Source organism: Myxococcus sp. CA056, from assembly GCF_013336715.1.
Lineage (GTDB): Bacteria > Myxococcota > Myxococcia > Myxococcales > Myxococcaceae > Myxococcus > Myxococcus llanfairpwllgwyngyllgogerychwyrndrobwllllantysiliogogogochensis.
In genome coordinates this window covers 75,035-91,493 of the sequence record NZ_JABUMT010000002.1, presented here as the reverse complement: position 1 = coordinate 91,493, position 16,459 = coordinate 75,035, and the positions used below count along the sequence as shown (strand labels likewise).

Below are 16,459 nucleotides of genomic sequence, written 5' to 3'. Positions count from 1 at the left end.
GACCGGCCCCGGGGTACGTGGCCGGTATCGGGTGCCTCCCCTACCTCAGGGCACCCGATATGAACGCCCTGCTGCTCGCCCTCCTCCTCTCGCACCCTGGCTCCGAGCCAGGGGTGCCGCTCGCCCAGGCCCGGCCGCCGTCCGCCGTGCGACAGCGGCCCCAGGGACACGGCGCGCCCAAGGTGCTGCCCATCCAGAATCCCAGGCCACAGTCGGCCCAGGGACAGGGCATTCCCGTGACGCCCCCGGGAGCGCCGTCACAGGCGCCCGGCGCGCCACGGCGGGGCACCCCTCCCCAGGGGCAATGGGACACGTCCGCCCCAGGGCCCGGTGAGGACACCGGGACGAGCGACGACCCGCCGGAGCCACCGCAGCCCGAAGTGTCGGACCCGCTGCTGACGCCCATGCCGCCCGCGCCCATCCAGGTGAAGTCCTGGGAGGAGGCGCTGGACATGGTGCGGCAGAGCTCCACCGACTTGAGGACCGCGCTGGCCCAGGTGGAGTCCGCGGCGGGACAGGCGCGCATCGCGCTGGCGGGCCTGCTGCCCGTCATCACCGGCACGGTGGGCGTGCAGTACAACGTGCTGGACCCCGACTCGACGACCTTCATCGGCGGCGGCACGGGGGGTGGCGTGGGCGGTGGCGTGGGGGGAGGCATTGGCGGCGGTGTCGGCGGGGGCACGGGGACGGACAGCGCCCTGAGACCCACGCAGCCGCCGTTCGCGGGAATCCTCTCGGCCTCCGTGCCGCTGTTCGACCTGCAGGCCATTGACGCACGGCGCACGGCGCGGGAGGCCCAGCGCGCCGCGGCGTGGTCGCTCGCGGAGACGCGGCGTCAGCTCAGCGGCGCGCTCGCCCGGGCGCTGGTGCAGGTGGCCGCGCAGGAGCGACTGGCCGAGGTCAACCGCGTCAACCTGCGCACCGCGCTGGAGCGGCTCGCCCTCGCGCAGCGTCGGTTGGATTTGGGCGCGGGCACCCGGTTGGACGTGGTGCGCGTGAAGCAGGACGCCGAGTCCGCGCGCGCCCTCGTCGTGTTGGGTGACGAGAATCTGCGACAGGCGCGCGAGGCGCTCGGGCTCGCACTCGGGTTGCCGCAGGCGGTGGGCCTGGCGAAGGGCGTGCGCGTGGACGAACTGCTCCAGAGCGCGCGGAAGGACTGCCGCCAGCTTCCAGAACTGGAGGGGCGCTCGGACCTGGCGGCGGCGCGCTCGCGCTTCAGGGTGGCGCAGCGGCAGGTCAGCTCGGTGAAGGCGCAGTACGCGCCCTCGATATCGCTGACGAGCACGACCATTGCCCTCACCGTGGAGGAAGACTTCGTCAACGTGCCCATCTGGAACATCGGAGCCAGCCTGCTCTTGCCCTTCTGGGACGGCGGGGCACGCGAGGGACTGCTGCGACAGTCCCGCGCGGAGGCGGAGGTCGCGCGCCAGCAGGTGGTTCAACTGGAGCGCTCCGTCACGGTGGAAGTCACGCAGGCGCGGCGTGGCGTGAAGGTCTCCCAGGCCTCGCGGGACATCTCGTCGCAGGAGCGGGTACTGGCCGAGGAGAACGACAGGCTCACCCGACGCAGTTTCGAGGTGGGCACGGGCACCAGCCTGGAGCTCATCCAGACAGCGGCGGCGCTGCGACAGGCGGAGCTGGCGCTGGTGGTGCGCGAGTTCCAGCTGGAGCAGGCGCGCGTCGAGGCATTCCTTGCGGAGGCGGCATGCGACTGGTGAGGAGATGGGGCGCGGGGTGCGCGGTGGCGCTGGCGCTGGCGGGGTGCAAGGGCTCGAAGGAGGGAGACGCCCCCCAGGGCGGGCAGGCCGGCGCGGGGACGGCCCTGTCCGTGCAGACGCTGGCGCTGTCGCCCGGCGAGGTGCAGGAGGCGGGCGAGTACGTGGGCACGCTCATCTCCCGCAGCAGCATCTCCCTGTATCCCCAGGTCGCCGGCTACGTGCAGGCGATTCCGGTGCGCCCCGGCTCTCGTGCGCAGCGCAACGAGGTGCTGCTGGTGGTGGACCCACGCAGGGAGCAGGCGGGGCTGCGCGCCACCCAGGCCCAGCGCGCGTCGGCGCTGGCGCAGCGCGAGTTCGCCCGGCGCACCCGGGAGCGCAGCGCGCAGCTACTCAAGGAAGGGCTCCAGAGCCGCCAGGACTATGACCAGGCGGTGGCGCAGGCGCAGCAGGCGGAGGCGAGCGCGCGGGCGATTGAAGCGCAAATCCAGTCGCAGCGCGTGCAGCTCGGCTTCTACGAGGTGAGCGCGCCCTTCGCGGGCGTGGTGGGAGACATCCCGGTGAAGGTGGGCGACTACGTCACGCCGCAGACGCGGCTCACCTCGCTGGACCAGAGCAAGGTGCTGGAGCTGTCCGTGCAGGTGCCGGTGGACCGCGCCCAGCGCGTGCAGGTGGGGAAGACGCCGCTGGAGGTGCTGGACACGGAAGGCAAGGTGCTGGTGTCCGCGCCCGCCTTCTTCGTGGCGCCCACGCCCGCCGCGACGACGCAGTTGGTGGAGGTGAAGGCCGCCTTCGAGAACACGGGCAGGCTGCGCGCGGGGCAGCTGGTGCGCGCGCGGGTGGTGTACGCATCGCGCGAGGCGCTCACCGTGCCCACCGTCGCGGTGACGCAAATCAGCACCCAGTCCTTCGTGTACCTGGTGGGCTCGGCCGACGGAGGCACCGTCGCGCAGCGCACGCCACTGGACGTGGGAGAAGTCACGGGCAACGACTACGAGGTGACGGGAGGGCTGGACGCCGGGGCCCAGGTGGTGGTGACGGGGTTGCAGTTGCTGCGCGATGGCCAGCCCATCAAACCCACGCCCGCGAAGCCCGAGGGCCAGGGTGTGGGCGGCGCCTCCGACGCGGGCCAGTGAGAGGACGGCATGTTCACTGACTTCTTCATCCGCAGGCCCATCTTCGCCAGCGTGCTGTCCATCCTCATCACGCTGACGGGGGCCATCAGCATCCCCACGCTGCCCATCGAGCAGTACCCGGACCTGTCACTGCCGGAAGTGCAGGTGACGGCGACGTACATCGGCGCGTCGGCGGAGACGGTGGAGAGCGCCGTGACGACGGTGCTGGAGCGCCAGCTCAACGGCGTCCAGGGGATGCGCTACATCTCCTCCACCAGCAGCAACACGGGGCAGAGCAGCATCACCGTGACGTTCGACCAGGACCGCGATTTGGACATCGCGGCGGTGGACGTGCAGAACCGCGTGGCCACCGCGTCGCCGCAGCTCCCCGCCGCCGTCAACGCGCTGGGCATCACCGTCAACAAGGCGCAGACGCAGCTGCTCATGGCCTTTGGCCTGTTCGACGCGGAGAACCGCTACGACACGGGCTTCCTGAGCAACTACGCGGACGTCTACATCCGCGACGCGCTCCTGCGCGTGAAGGGCGTGGGCGACGTGCGCATCTTCGGCGAGCGGCGCTTCGCGATGCGGCTGTGGCTGGACCCGACGGAGCTGGCGCGGCGCAGGCTGCAGGCCTCCGACGTGGTGGCGGCGCTGAGCACGCAGAACGTGCAGGTGGGCGCCGGACAGGTGGGCCAGGAGCCGGCGCCTCCGGGGCAGAACTTCCAGTTCACGTTGCAGGTGCAGGGGCAGCTCGCCACGGCCGAGCAGTTCGGGGCCATCGTGGTGCAGCGTGGCCAGGATGGCTCGCTGGTGCGGGTGCGGGACGTGGGCCGGGTGGAGCTGGGCGCGGAGAACTACGCGCAGTTGCTGCGCTTCAACGGCCGGGACGCCGTGGGCCTGGGCATCTTCCAGCTCCCGGGCTCCAACGCGCTGGAGGTGCGCGACGGCGTCGTCGCGGAGCTCAACCGCCTGCAGAAGAGCTTCCCCCCGGGCATGAAGTACGAGGCAGCCTTCGACACCACCGTCGCGGTGCAGGCGTCGATTGAAGAGGTGCTCGTCACGCTGGGCGAGGCGGTGCTCCTCGTCGTGCTGGTCATCTTCATCTTCCTGCACGGCTGGCGCAGCGTGCTGGTGGTCGCCACCACGCTGCCGGTGTCACTGATTGGCACCTTCCTCTTCGTCAGCGCGTTCGGCTTCTCGCTCAACACCCTCACCCTCTTCGGCCTCACGCTGGCCACGGGTCTGGTGGTCGACGACGCCATCGTCGTCATCGAGAACGTGGAGCGCACCATGGAGGAGGGCTACTCGCCGCGCGAGGCCACGCAGCGGGGCATGCGGCAGGTGGCCGGCGCCGTGGTGGCCATCGCCCTGGTGCTGTCCGCGGTGTTCGTCCCGGTGTCCTTCTTCCCGGGCACCACCGGCTCCATCTACCGCCAGTTCGCGCTCACCCTCGCCTTCTCCATCAGCCTCTCCGCGCTGGTGGCGCTGACGCTCTCCCCCGCCCTGTGCGCCCGGCTGCTGCGGCCTCAAGAGGGCCAGAAGTGGCTGGCGTTCCGCAAGTTCGACAAGGGCATGGACCGCTTCCGCGACAGCTATGGCCGGCTCCTGGAGAAGCTCATCGGCCCGCTGAAGTGGCCGGTGGTCATCGTGTTCGCGTTGTGCCTCGTCGGGACCGTGCTGGTGTACCGGGCCACGCCCTCCGGCTTCATCCCGGACGAGGACCAGGGCTACATCATCGTCGCCGTGCAGGGCCCGGAGGGCACGTCGCTCGACTACACGCGGCGGGTGCTGCTCCAGACGGAGGACGTGCTGAAGAAGCAGCCCGAAGTGGTGGACATCTTCACCGTGGGCGGCTTCTCGCTCCTGGGCACCGGCGCCAACTACGGCACCCTCTTCGTCAACCTGAAGCCCTGGGACGAGCGCAAGACGCGCGAGGAGAGCGTGGCGGGCCTGGTGGAGCGGCTGCGCGGTCCGCTCATCGGCATTGGCGGCGCGCGCGTGCTGCCCTTCCAGCCTCCGGCCATCCGAGGCGTGGGCAGCGTGGGCGGCTTCGAGTTCGTCCTGGAGGACCAGCTGGGCGGACGCTCCCTGTCGGACCTGGCGAAGACGACGGAGGCGCTGGTGGGCAAGGCCAACCAGGCCCCGGTGCTGCGCGGGGTGTTCTCCTCCTTCACCGCCAACACGCCGCTGCTCGATATCCAGGTGGACCGGGAGAAGGCGCTGTCGCTCGGCGTGCCGTTGGACTCGCTCTTCTCCACGCTCCAGGTGTACCTGGGCAGCCAGTACGTCAACGACTTCACCTTCTCCAGCCGCGTGTATCGCGTGTACGTGCAGGCGGCGATGCCCTTCCGCAGCGAGCCCAGGGACATTGGCGCGCTCTATGTGCGCTCGGCGGGCGGGGACATGGTGCCGCTGGAGGCCCTGGTGCGAATCAAGCCCATCACCAGCGCGCAGAACATCCAGCACTACAACCTGTATCGCTCCGCGGAATTGAACGGGCAGGCGGCCCCGGGCTCCAGCAGCGGCGCGGCGCTGGAGGCCATGGAGGGCGCGGCGCGCGAGGTGCTGCCGGAGGGGTACACCTACGAGTGGACGGGCCTGTCGCTGGAGCAGAAGGAGGCAGGTGGGCGCGTGCTCCTCATCTTCGGACTCGGTATCGTGTTCGTGTTCCTGGTCCTCTCCGCGCAGTATGAGAGCTTCGCGCTGCCCTTCGTCATCCTCCTCGGGGTGCCGGTGGCCATGCTGGGTGCGCTCGGGTTCCAGAACCTGCGCGGCCTGCAGAACGACGTCTTCTGCCAGGTGGGGCTTGTGATGCTCGTCGGACTCTCCAGCAAGAACGCCATCCTCATCGTCGAGTTCGCCGAGCAACTGCGTCACGAGGGAAAGAGCGTGATGGACTCCGCGACCGAGTCCGCGCGCACGCGCCTGCGTCCCATCCTGATGACGTCGTTCGCCTTCCTCATGGGCGTGGTGCCGCTGGTGCTCGCCTCGGGCGCGGGCGCGGCGGCGCGCAAGTCCCTGGGGACCACCGTGTTCGGCGGCATGTTGCTGTCGACCTTCGTCAACCTCATCTTCATCCCCGTGCTGTACGCGGTGGTGGAGTCCACGCGCTCCCGACTCCTCAAGCGGCACGAACACGCACGGCCCGATGGCGGAGGAACACCACCGCCCAACGAGCCGCCGCGTCCACAGCCGGCCTGAGCCACGTGGCGGGGCCGATACGACCCAATATCCCAAGCCGGAGGGTTCGCTATCCTCCGGCGATTCATGGCCCGCTCCATGCCCCTCGACGTCCAGCGTCGTCGGCTGTACGCGCTCAAGCGCGCTCCCGCATTGCGGCACACCAGCAACACCGTCCTCCTCCAGATGTTGGATGTGGCCTGGGATGTCACCTGGGCCAAGGACACGGTGCTGTGCGAGGAAGGCCAGGAGGCCCACGGCTTCTTCCTGCTGCTCGAAGGAGAGCTGGAGGCACACCGTGACGGCGAATTGCTGCTGACACTGCGTCCTGGAACCCCACTCGGGTTCGAGGCGCTGATGGGCGGCCACTACTCCGTCACCGCGCGCGCGGCGACCGCCTGCAAGGGCCTCTTCTTTCCACGCGATGGCGTGTGGACGCTCGTCCAGGCACGCGCGGGGCTGAGGCAGGACCTGAAGCGACTGCTGGCTCACGCGGAGCCACCGAAGCAGGAGGACCCGCTGCCGCAGGTGGAGGTGGTGACGTTCGCGAGCGAGGTGCGGGACACGCCGCTGTCCGAGCTCATCGAGCTGGTGGCCAAGGTCATCACCCACGACTTCAAGGACCGGGTGTTGCTGGTGCGCACGGCGGAGTCGGGCTCGGACGAGCTGCCGGTGAAGGGCGCGGACGGCGTGCTGCGCGCCACGGTACCGGCGTCCGAACCAGGGGCGCCGGGACGCCTGAGCGTGGCGCGCCTGCGGGAGCTGGCCCGGGAGCACGACCCGCATTACGTCTTCCTGGACGGCTGTCAGGTGACGGGCAGCGCGCCGCTCGTGGACAAGCACGTGCTCCTGGTGACACACCATGAGAACACCCGGGTGCCGCGCCCTGGAAAGGACCGCGTGCTGCCCACGGTGGTCATCGACCCGAGACATCCGACGCGGGAAGCCGAGCTGCGAGGCCGACCCCATGAAGGCCCCCGCGCGGACGCGCATGTCCTGCCGCCCTGTCGCCTGCGGATGGACCTGCGACGACTGGCGACGCTGAAGGTGGACGCAAGGCCGTTGACGGAGGTGGGCCTGAGCCCCGCGGAGCGGGACGCGCTGTCACGCTGGGCCCGGGCCATCACCCACCGTCGCGTGGGACTGGCGCTCAGCGGCGGCGGCGTGTGGGGCTTCTACCATGTCCACATCCTGCGCTGGCTGGTGGAGCACCGCGTGCCGGTGGACTTCGTCAGCAGCTCCAGCATGGGCTCGCTGGTGGGGGCCTACTTCTGTGGCACCGCGCTGGATGGCCACAGCGGCCTGGAGGGCCTGCACCGCCTGGAGGAGCGGGCCATGAGCCACCGGCTGTCGCTGGCGGCGATGGCGGCGGTCTTCACCACGTACTCGCTGGAGCACCTGGTGACGCAAGATTTGGGAGACGTGGGGCTGGAGGAGCTGCCCATCCGCTTCCTGCCGGTGGCGACGGACCTGACGAGCGGCGAGTGCGTGGCGCTGGAGCGCGGCCCCGTGGCACGGGGAGTGCGCGCGAGTGGCTCGGCGCCCGGACTCTGGGCGCCCACGCTGGTGCCTCCCGCACGCTACGTGGACGGAGCCTTCACCAGCATGGTGCCCGCGAGCGTGTTGGTGAGCGCGGGCGCGGACCTGGTGTTCTCCAGCAACATCTTTCCCTTCGGCCTGCGTGAAACAGCCTGGATGCCGGAGAGCCGGGTGGGCCGATTCCTCGCGGGTCTCAATCCTGTATCGAGGGCGCTGGACCTTGTTGCCAGCGGTGTGTTGCTGTTGCATCGCAGCGGTGACGCGGAGAGCTTGATGGCGGACGTGAGTTACGACATCCAGTCAGCGGACACTCCGCTGAGAACGGCGATGGAGTTCACCAAGGCGCGAGACATCCTGAAGCGCGCCGCGTCGGATGAAGCGCTGGCCTGGAAGCTCACGGAGCTGCGCGCCCACTGGGAGCAGATGCGCCTGCACTGCGGTCCCAACGGGCGGCGCTGTGGAGGACAGCAGGCGGCATGATTCCCGTGCGAATCCTGGGAACGGCGAGCCTGCAACCCGGCCCGGCCGTGACGACCGAGGAGCTGTGCGCGCGCGTGGGCCGTGACGCGACGGAGGTGCTGCGCAAGACGGGCATCCGCTCGCGGCACTTCGCGCCACCGGGGACGAAGGCGGCGGACGTCGCGGCCGAGGCACTCCACGGCGCGCTGGTCGCCGCGGGACTGGAGGCGAAGGCGCTGCGGCGCATCTTCTGCGTCTCGTCCATGGGCGGGGATGTCACCACGCCCGCCACCGCGAACCGGGTGGCCGCGGCGCTGGGCCTGTCGGGGAGCTGCGACGCGATGGACCTGAGCAACGCGTGCATGGGCTTCCTGAGCGCGTTCGACCTCGCGGCGCGCTCGGTGGCGACGGGGCTGGGGCCGGTGGGCGTCGTCTCGGTGGAGCTGCTGTCGCGCACGACGACGCCAGACGACCCCAGGCCCTACCTGGTGCTGGGAGACGCCGCCGCCGCCGCGGTGCTCGGGGCCGGACGGCCTGGGGAAGGCGTGCTGGGCGTGGCGCTGGGCAACGACGGCTCGCTGCCGACGGACGTGGTGCTGGAGAACCCGCACGCGACGGGTAAGCCGGAGCGGATGCGCTTCCTGACGCCCAGCAAGGAGATGACGCGCGTGGCGCTGGACGCGCTGCTGCGCGCCGCGCGCACGGTGTTGGAGGAGGCCCAGGTGGCCCTGCGCGACGTGGAGTGGGTGCTGACACACCAGCCCAACGGGCGGATGCTGGAGGTCGTCCTGGATGCGATGGGCGTGGAGGCGGCGCGCGGGGTGCGCGTCGTGGACACGGTGGGCAGCGTGGGCTCCGCGTCGCTGCCCACGAGCCTGGACCGCCTGTGGCGCACGCGGCCGGTGAAGGCCGGGGACCGCGTCCTGATGGTGGGCGTGGGCGCGGGCGTGGCGCACGGCGCGGTGCTGTACCGGGTGGGAGGATGACGCGCGCCGGTGGGCTGCCTCTCGCCGCGTGGCTGGGCGCCTTCGGGTGGCTGCGGCGCTACCACCGCTACGAGGTGGTGAACCTGGAGCCGCTCTTGCGTCCGGGCGCCAAGCTCATCGTCGGCTATCACGGGCGCCCCCTCGCGGTGGACCTGTGCATGCTGACGGTGACGTTGCACGAGCACCTGGGCTACCTGCCACACGGCGTGGCGCACGGCGCCTTCGAACGCATCCCCGGGATGCGCGCGGTGGTGGACGGCCTGGGCTTCGTCACCGGAGACGACCCCCGGCTGGCGGAGGCGGTGGCGCGAGGCGAGCACGTGCTGTTGCAACCCGGAGGCACGCGCGAGGGATGTCGCAGTTACCGGCATCGCTACCAGGTGAGCTGGGGCGAGCGGCTGGGCTACCTGCGGCTGGCGGTGCGTTACCGGCTGCCCATCGTCCCCGTGGGAGGCAGCGGCATGGATGACGCATACCTGGGACTCAATGACGGGTACGCGCTGGGCAGACGTATGGGGATGCCCGCGAGGCTGCCGCTGTGGCTGGGCCTGGGCGCGACGGGGGTGTGGCCGCTGTCGCTGCCCTTCCCCGTGAAGATGACGCAGTGGGTGGGGGAGCCGCTGACGCGTCATCTGGAGCCGGGCTTCGACGCGGGCAGGCGAGAGTCGATGTTGGCAGCACACCAGGAAGTGGCGGGCGCCGTGCAGGCGCTCTTGGACCGGGCACGCGGCCGGCGGCCCGAGGCGATGGACTGAGCGAGGCAGGGAAGGCAGAGGGGCGATGAGCGACTCGGAGGAGGAGAGAGGCAAGGGAGAGCGACCATGGGCGCTCATCCTGGGGGCCTCTTCGGGCACCGGCGCGGCGATTGCCAACGCGGTGGCGCGCAAGCCGGGGCTGGATGTGTTTGGAGTCCACCGGGGCCGCTACGTGGACAACGCGGCGCTGGTGGAGCGTCAGGTGAAGGAGGCCGGACGACGCGCGCTGCTGTGGCAGGCGGACGCGTCCACGCCCGAGGCGGCGGAGGCGGGTGTACAGGCCTTGCGCGAGGTGGCGGGGCCTCGCTCGGTGAAGCTCTTCGTCCACTCGATTGCAGGCGCATCGGTAGGGCGGTTCCTGTCGGAGGGTGAGGACCGGCTCCACGCGCGGCGCATGCGCAGGACGTTCGACACGATGGCGCACTCGTTCGTGTACTGGGCGCAGGCGCTGGTGGCCGAGGACATGCTTGCGCCGGACGCGCGGCTCCTGGGGTTGCAGAACTCGCTGGACGAGACGCACCTGTCGAACACGGCGCTCATCAGCGCGTCGAAGGCGGCGCTGGAGATGTACGTGCGTTATCTGGCGATGGAGCTGGGCGGCAAGGGGCACCGGGTGAACCTGCTCAAGTTCGGCACGGTGCTCACGCCCGCGCTGAAACACGTGTACTCACCCGAGGCCCTGGTGCGACTGGAGGCGGCCCACGCGCGCATGAATCCCGCGGGACGCATGTGCACGGTGGAGGAGGTGGCGAACTTCGTCGGCGTGCTCACCGGTGACGAGGCGGGCTGGTTCAACGGCGCCACCATCGACTTCACCGGAGGCATGACGCTGCGCCTGTTGGACCTGGTGCTCAACCCGTGACGGGAACCACCGCGAGCTTCGGCATCCGGAAGCGCAGGCAGTAGAAGAACGGCGACACCTGTTCCTCCAACACGTCCGTCGCGCGGGAGGGCAAGAGCTCCCGGGGACAGTGCGCGTCGCGCGTGTAGAACGTTATCGCTCGGAACGCGGCGCGCTGGAGGAGCGAGGGTCGGTGGGCCGCGTCCAGCTGCTCGTCCACCACCACCACCGGCGTGCCCGGCTTCGCCACGCGCGCCAGCTCGCGCAGTCCCGCGGCCGGGTCTCGATAGCCGCCAATCCCTCCCACGCTCAGCACCCGGTCGAACATGCCCGAGGGAAACGGCAGCGAGTGCCCGTCCGCCATCATCAACCGCACGCCCGGGTAGCTCCCCTTGCGCAGCCGATGCTGGCAGCGGCCCAACATGCCCTCGCTCAGGTCCACGCCCCAGACCTGGACCTCCTGTCCCGCGCCCAGCTCGCGACGGATGAGCGGCAGGTTCGCTCCGGCGCCCACGCCCACCTCCAGGATGCGAAGGGGCGCTCCATCGTCCGACGAGGGGGGCAAGGCGCCCAGCTCCAGGCGCCGGATGTAGCCCGCGCGCATCTTCGACTCGGTGACGGACTGGAGCAGCGGCGTCAGCACCTTCGTCAGCGGGTCATGCAGCGCCGGCAGCCCGTCGTAGATGACGCGCATCAGCCGGTCCGTGCCGCGCACCGACTCCTCGCGATACAGCCGCGCGAGTCCGCGCTTCACCGGCCACGCCTCACCGCACCCTCCGCAGCGCAGCCAGCCCCACGACAGGCGGCCTTCCTCCTGCTGGCCGTGGAACACCAGTGTCCCGGCGCAGGCCGGGCAGGCCAGCAACGCGACGTCCCCTGCTTCCAATCCGCTACGCACCCGGACTTTGTAGCACCCTCGCCCGGGCCAGGTCGTCCTGCGCGCCCATGTGTTCGAAGCGCTCCAGTGCGCGTGTCAGGTGCGGACGTCTCGCCGGGTCCTCGGGCGGCAGGTGCCGCGCCAGCTCGAACCGCGCGCGAGCCTCCTCGTACGCCGTCTCCTTCGCCGTCGACATGGCGACACACTCGCGCCACGCCTCGTACGCGCGAGGCGCGTCACCCGACAGCCACGCCTCCAACCCGCGCCACAGCTTCGCCGCGGGCTGCGCGAAGAGGAACACCTTGGCGAAGCTCTCCACCGCGCGGCACGCCGCCCGCGCGTTCTCCAGCAGCGACACGTCGCGGCCCCCCTCGAGTTCCCAGAGGGTGAGCAGCACCTCCGCCACCGCCGTGACGGGGAAGTAGATGAAGTGCGCCACCGACTTTCCGGCCACCAGCTTCGCCAGGGCCTTCTCCTCCGCCACCCGCGCGCCGGCCAGGTCTCCCTCGCGCAGCCGCAGGAGCGCCAGCGAGCCATCCAGGATGATGCGGTCGGTGAGGCCGCCCTGCGCCTCCGTCCAGACCACCGTCTGCTCCAGGGCCGCGCGAGAGCGCGCGTGCTCCCCCAGGCGCAGATGGATGTACCCCTGGTAGTGCAGCGCCCAGTGCTGCGTCTGGAGCGCCCCGCGCCGCCGCGCCGAGTGCTCCAGCCAGTCCATCAGCGGCAGGCCCCGGTGGAACTTCCCCTGGTAGCAGGACACCACCGTGAGGAGCGCGCGGCACTCCTCCGCGAGCCGCAGGTCACCCACCGAGTCGACGATGCCGATGGCCCGCTCCAGCCACGCCTCCGCCTCCGCCCACCGCGCCATGTACGTCGAGTACACGGCGTTGCGACACAGCACGTAGGCCAGGTCCGCGGGGTTGCCCATGCGCTCGGCCACCTCGCGCGCCCGCCCCACCCACGCCTCCGCCACCGGACGCACCGGCACCGTGCCCGCCACCACCGCCATGTTGGTGTAGCCGCGCGCCAGCTCCGACGACGCGCCCGCGGGCTCACACAGGTTGAGCATGCGCAGGCCCGCCCAGAGCACCGGCAGCGCCTCCTGCCCGTAGATGAACGCGTCGGTCAGCCGCATCAACAAGCGGCCAGCGACGCGACGCACCCGCCGCCGCTCCTCCGTCTCCACGTCGTACGCGTCCGGCCGCGCGCTCTGCGCCAGCCGCAGGCCCACCTGCACCAGCGTGCCCAGGGCCCAGCCCAGGCGCGTGGTGGGCACCGGCCAGCCGAAGTGCCGCAGCGCCCGCTCCGCGTGTCCCCGGAACGCGGCCAGCTCGCCCAACTGGAAGCGCGCCTCTGCCAGCAGCGCCTCCAGGTGGCCCAGGTGCAGCGCGTCGCGCGCGGGCACCCGCTCCAGCGCACGCGCGAGGAAGGGCAGCGCCTCGCGACAGGCACCCACCCGCAGGGCCTCTTCACCGGCGCGCTGCGCGTACTCGGCCTCGCGCGTCGAGTCGCCCGCCTCGCCCCAGTGGTAGCAGAGCGCCGCCGTCCGCTCCGAGCCATCGCGGTGCGCCGCCTCCATCGCCTCCGCCACCCGGCGGTGCAACAGCGGGCGCTCCGCCGCGGCCAATTCCTCCAGCACGCCCTCGCGCAACTTGTCGTGCGCGAAGCGCCAGTGCCCGTCCGCCACGTCCAGCACCGCCGCCGCCGCGCAGTACGACAGCCAGCGCTCCACATCCACGCCGGGCGCCGCGTGCCTCAAGAGCGCCACGTCCACCTGTCGCCCGACGATGGCGGCCACGCGCAGCAGGTCCCGCGAGCTGGCGGACACCTTCTCCAGGCGCCGCCGCACCAGCCGTCGCACGCCACCCGCGAAGACGCGCTCCGGCAGCGGCATGTCGCCCAGCCGGTCCAACCCGCCCGCCTCCTCCGCCAGCGCGCGCGCCACCTCCACCAGGAAGAAGGGGTTGCCCTCCGTCTCGCGGCGCAACAGCTCCACCAGGTGCGGCCGCCCCCCGGCCGGGCCAATCATCGACTCGCTGAGGACGGCGATTTCGCCCGCGTCCAGCCGGGGCAGCCGCAGCACGTCCAGGCCCGGAAGCTGCGTGGGCAGCGTGGGCGCCTCGTCGTCGCGGAAGCTGCCCAGGAGCAGCAACGGCAACCCCGTGGCGCGAGCGGCGAGCCGAGACAGCAACAGCAGCGATTCCCCGTGGGCCCAGTGCAAATCCTCCAGGAGCACCACCGTGGGCTGCGTCAGCCGGGAGAAGATGTCCTCCACCACTTGCAGCAGGCGCGCCTGCGCCATCTCCGCGCCCAGCTCCGCGGGGTCCGGCACGGCGCGCCCCAGGATGAGCTCCAGGTCCGGCACCAGCGGCTTGAGGATGCTGGCCTCGCGGTCATCCAGCGGCGTGAGGATGGACAGCCAGCGCAGCACCGGGCGCCACTCCTGATACGGACTGCCGCCCGCCGCCACCGCCTGGCCGCGCAGCACCACCGCGCCGCGCACCAGCGCCAGGGGCCGCAGCTCGTCGAGCAGGCGCGACTTGCCTACCCCGCTCTCTCCACCCACCAGCAGCCCGCCGCCATGCCCCAGCAGCGCCGCGTCCAGCACGGAGGACAACAGCGACAGCTCGCGCGCGCGGCCCACGTAGCGCGCGGCCTGCAGGAAGCTCTCGCGCGTGGTGACGGACTCCGCGGGCACCGGGCGATGGGTGGCCGCGCACAGCGCCGCAATCACCTCGTCCGCGCTGCGAGGCCGCCGCCGCGAGTCCTTGGAGACCAGGCGCTCCAGCACCTCGTGCAGCGCCTCCGGGAAGTCCGGGGGCGCCGGAGGGGCCTTCCCGTCGAAGGGCAGCCGTCCGAAAATCATCTGGCACGCCATGGCGCCCACGCTGAAGAGGTCCGTCACCTCCGAGGGAGGCTGGTCCTCGAACAGCTCCGGCGCCAGGTAGCCCGGCGTGCCGCCCGGCTGCGCGCGGTGCACCTGCTCGCGTCCCACGGCGAGCCCGAAGTCGAGCACCTTCACCTGCCCACGCGCCACCAGCACGTTGGCGGGCTTGAGGTCGCGGTGGATGATGCCTCGGCGGTGCAGGTACGCGAGCGCCTGGAGCGTCTGCACCAGCAGGTCCACCTGCACGTCGAGCGGCTGATTCACGCCCGCCTGCACCAGGTGCCGCGCATCCTCCAGCAGGTCCATGGCCAGGTACGGCCGGTGCTCGGCGTCGAAGCCGTAGTCGAGCACGCTGATGACGTGGGGATGTCTCACCGACGCCAGCGTCTGGAACTCGTGGGCCAGCGACAGCGCCAGCTCATGGCGCGCGGCGGAGGACGGGGTGTTCTCGCCCACGGGCGGCTTCACCAGGTCTTCCACCGTCTTGTGCAGCCGCTTGATGGCGACCGGGCCGTTCAGCAAGTCCTGCGCGCGCCACACCGTGCCCGCCCCGCCCCGCCCCAGGAAGTCGGCAATCCGGTAGCGCCCCCCGACGACCTCGCCGTCGAAGAGACGGCGCGCCGGGTCCTCGAGCCGAGGCTGTGTCGCATCCAGTGGGATTGAACGCATGTGCGGGGGGCCGCCCGCCGGCATGATAACGAAGATTCAGGTTATCCGGGGGGTTGCTTTCACCCGGGTGATACACGGGTTGTTACACACCCGGCACCGGGCGCCTTTCCCATTGCCCTCCGGGGTAGGAGGGCCCGCCTGCCGGAATGTTCAGCGGCCGATGAGGCTCGCCAGGCCCCGGCCGCCCTGGATGGCGCCGAAGATGAGGGCTCCGAAGTAGCCGATGGTGCCCAACGTCATGCCGTGGCCCGCCAGGATGGCGTAACCGTCACGCTGAAGAATGCCGATGGCGAAGAACAGCGCGGCCAGCGCGGGCAGGGTGTTGCTGAACGGCACGAGGCCGAACGGCGCCATCAGCAGCACGCCGGCGACGAACAGCATGAAGCCGTTGAAGCGGTTGGTGCTGGCGCCGTGGGTGAGCGCGAGCAGCCGCGGCTTGCTCAAGCGGTCCACCTTGGTGAACACGTCGGCGCCCTTCTCCAGCGCGGGCTGGAGCGACGCGCGCGCGAGCTTCCTGTCCATCAGCTTGCGCGGCAGCCAGGGCACGCGGTTGAACGTCACGCCCACGCCGATGAGGACGATGAGCGCGCCGAACACGGTGGACACGCCCGGGACGGACACGGGCAGGAGGAAGGGGAAGGTGAGGATGCAGCAGAAGAGGAGCAGGCCCTGCTCGCCACACGACTGCATCAGCTCGCGCACGGTGAGCGACTCGGGCAGCCGCGCGGCCAGGGACCGCAACGTGGCGGACAACTGGGTCTGGGTGTCGGAGAACTGAGCGGAGGGCGAGGACGACGAGGGCGTGGACATGGACGCCCGCTGACTACCACGACCGGCCGGCCCGTGGTCAGCTCCAGGCGATGTCGTACACCGCCTCCTCGCCCTCCCGACGAACGACCTGCACGGAGGGGTGACGAGCGCCGCTGGCCTCGAGTCCCGCGAGGAAGAGGCCCACATAGAAGCCCGCCACCACCACGGGCCGGCAGGTGAGCGCGTAGCGCCCGGGCCCCCGAGGCTCCAGTGACGCCTCCAGGTAGTTGGTGCCCGTGCGCAGGTTGCGCGTCATCCGCGCCAGCATCCGTTCAGGCCCCAACAGGCGCACGGTGGTGAGCAGCGCGCTGCCGATGAGCGTGGAGCCGAAGCCCTCGACGAAGCGGCGGCCCACGACGACGGCGCCCTCTTCCAGCGGCATCTGCGGCGCCAGCGTGTCCGCGGCCACCTTCAGCGCGCCCAGCCACACCTCCAGCGGATAGGCGGGGGCGAGCCGTCCGTTCGTGTCGATGCCCACCTGCTTGAGCCGGCCGACGCAGCGCTCATCGAGCTGGTCTCCCAGCGCGCGGATGAGGCCTTCAAAGCTCTGGGGGAAGACGAGAGGCTCGCGGGTGTCCAAGGCGGGCGGATGCTAGACACAGGACACAGCGCTCCGCATCCGG

The 16,459-nt window shown here is 71.2% G+C and carries 11 protein-coding genes; 7 read left to right on the top strand and 4 right to left on the bottom strand.

Annotated features, from left to right (window positions below):
• Positions 1-59 precede the first annotated feature (59 nt).
• The 7 genes from HUA76_RS08095 to HUA76_RS08065 all read left to right on the top strand — a co-directional run bounded on the left by HUA76_RS08095 (position 60) and on the right by HUA76_RS08065 (position 10,614).
• Entirely contained in the window at positions 60-1,718 is a 1,659-nt protein-coding gene (locus tag HUA76_RS08095; RefSeq protein ID WP_174458189.1) for a TolC family protein, read from the top strand.
• Positions 1,706-2,851, top strand: coding sequence for an efflux RND transporter periplasmic adaptor subunit (locus HUA76_RS08090; protein ID WP_174460503.1), 1,146 nt, complete (start codon positions 1,706-1,708; stop codon positions 2,849-2,851). The genes HUA76_RS08095 and HUA76_RS08090 overlap by 13 nt, the downstream gene beginning before the upstream one ends.
• A 9-nt stretch (positions 2,852-2,860) precedes the next feature.
• Complete coding sequence (locus HUA76_RS08085; RefSeq protein WP_174460502.1) at positions 2,861-6,034, top strand: efflux RND transporter permease subunit; 3,174 nt, start codon at positions 2,861-2,863, stop codon at positions 6,032-6,034.
• Positions 6,035-6,100: 66 nt separating this feature from the next.
• Positions 6,101-8,032 carry a patatin-like phospholipase family protein gene (locus HUA76_RS08080; protein WP_254614101.1) on the top strand — a complete coding sequence of 644 codons (1,932 nt, stop codon included), beginning with the start codon at positions 6,101-6,103 and terminating at the stop codon, positions 8,030-8,032.
• Positions 8,029-8,997, top strand: a complete 969-nt coding sequence (locus HUA76_RS08075) for a 3-oxoacyl-ACP synthase III family protein (RefSeq protein WP_141645846.1) — start codon at positions 8,029-8,031, stop codon at positions 8,995-8,997. The genes HUA76_RS08080 and HUA76_RS08075 overlap by 4 nt, the downstream gene beginning before the upstream one ends.
• Positions 8,994-9,752: a lysophospholipid acyltransferase family protein gene (locus HUA76_RS08070; protein ID WP_174460501.1), complete on the top strand. Its 759-nt coding sequence runs from the start codon at positions 8,994-8,996 to the stop codon at positions 9,750-9,752. Before HUA76_RS08075 ends, HUA76_RS08070 begins: the two co-directional genes overlap by 4 nt.
• A 25-nt stretch (positions 9,753-9,777) precedes the next feature.
• Positions 9,778-10,614: an SDR family oxidoreductase gene (locus HUA76_RS08065; protein ID WP_141645848.1), complete on the top strand. Its 837-nt coding sequence runs from the start codon at positions 9,778-9,780 to the stop codon at positions 10,612-10,614.
• Here HUA76_RS08065 and HUA76_RS08060 read toward each other — a convergent pair.
• The 4 genes from HUA76_RS08060 to HUA76_RS08045 all read right to left on the bottom strand — a co-directional run bounded on the left by HUA76_RS08060 (position 10,604) and on the right by HUA76_RS08045 (position 16,416).
• Positions 10,604-11,491 (bottom strand): methyltransferase domain-containing protein, encoded by an 888-nt coding sequence (locus HUA76_RS08060; protein WP_371745644.1) that lies wholly within the window; start codon positions 11,489-11,491, stop codon positions 10,604-10,606. The two genes, HUA76_RS08065 and HUA76_RS08060, sit on opposite strands and share 11 nt — an antisense overlap.
• On the bottom strand, positions 11,484-15,026 hold the full coding sequence (locus HUA76_RS08055; protein ID WP_174460500.1) for a serine/threonine-protein kinase: 3,543 nt from the start codon (positions 15,024-15,026) through the stop codon (positions 11,484-11,486). The genes HUA76_RS08060 and HUA76_RS08055 overlap by 8 nt, the downstream gene beginning before the upstream one ends.
• Before the next feature lie 150 nt (positions 15,027-15,176).
• Entirely contained in the window at positions 15,177-15,836 is a 660-nt protein-coding gene (locus tag HUA76_RS08050) for an exopolysaccharide biosynthesis protein (protein WP_141645850.1), read from the bottom strand.
• Positions 15,837-15,873: 37 nt separating this feature from the next.
• Positions 15,874-16,416: a DUF2378 family protein gene (locus tag HUA76_RS08045; protein ID WP_141645851.1), complete on the bottom strand. Its 543-nt coding sequence runs from the start codon at positions 16,414-16,416 to the stop codon at positions 15,874-15,876.
• Between the last annotated feature and the right edge of the window lie 43 nt (positions 16,417-16,459).

Excerpts from the sequence above, each read along its gene's own strand:
- HUA76_RS08080 (WP_254614101.1), top strand. The coding sequence starts at position 6,101 with ATGGCCCGCTCCATGCCCCTCGACGTCCAGCGTCGTCGGCTGTACGCG.
- HUA76_RS08050 (WP_141645850.1), bottom strand. The coding sequence starts at position 15,836 with ATGTCCACGCCCTCGTCGTCCTCGCCCTCCGCTCAGTTCTCCGACACC.
- HUA76_RS08085 (WP_174460502.1), top strand. The coding sequence starts at position 2,861 with ATGTTCACTGACTTCTTCATCCGCAGGCCCATCTTCGCCAGCGTGCTG.
- HUA76_RS08065 (WP_141645848.1), top strand. The coding sequence starts at position 9,778 with ATGAGCGACTCGGAGGAGGAGAGAGGCAAGGGAGAGCGACCATGGGCG.
- HUA76_RS08055 (WP_174460500.1), bottom strand. The coding sequence starts at position 15,026 with ATGCGTTCAATCCCACTGGATGCGACACAGCCTCGGCTCGAGGACCCG.
- HUA76_RS08075 (WP_141645846.1), top strand. The coding sequence starts at position 8,029 with ATGATTCCCGTGCGAATCCTGGGAACGGCGAGCCTGCAACCCGGCCCG.
- HUA76_RS08070 (WP_174460501.1), top strand. The coding sequence starts at position 8,994 with ATGACGCGCGCCGGTGGGCTGCCTCTCGCCGCGTGGCTGGGCGCCTTC.
- HUA76_RS08090 (WP_174460503.1), top strand. The coding sequence starts at position 1,706 with ATGCGACTGGTGAGGAGATGGGGCGCGGGGTGCGCGGTGGCGCTGGCG.
- HUA76_RS08095 (WP_174458189.1), top strand. The coding sequence starts at position 60 with ATGAACGCCCTGCTGCTCGCCCTCCTCCTCTCGCACCCTGGCTCCGAG.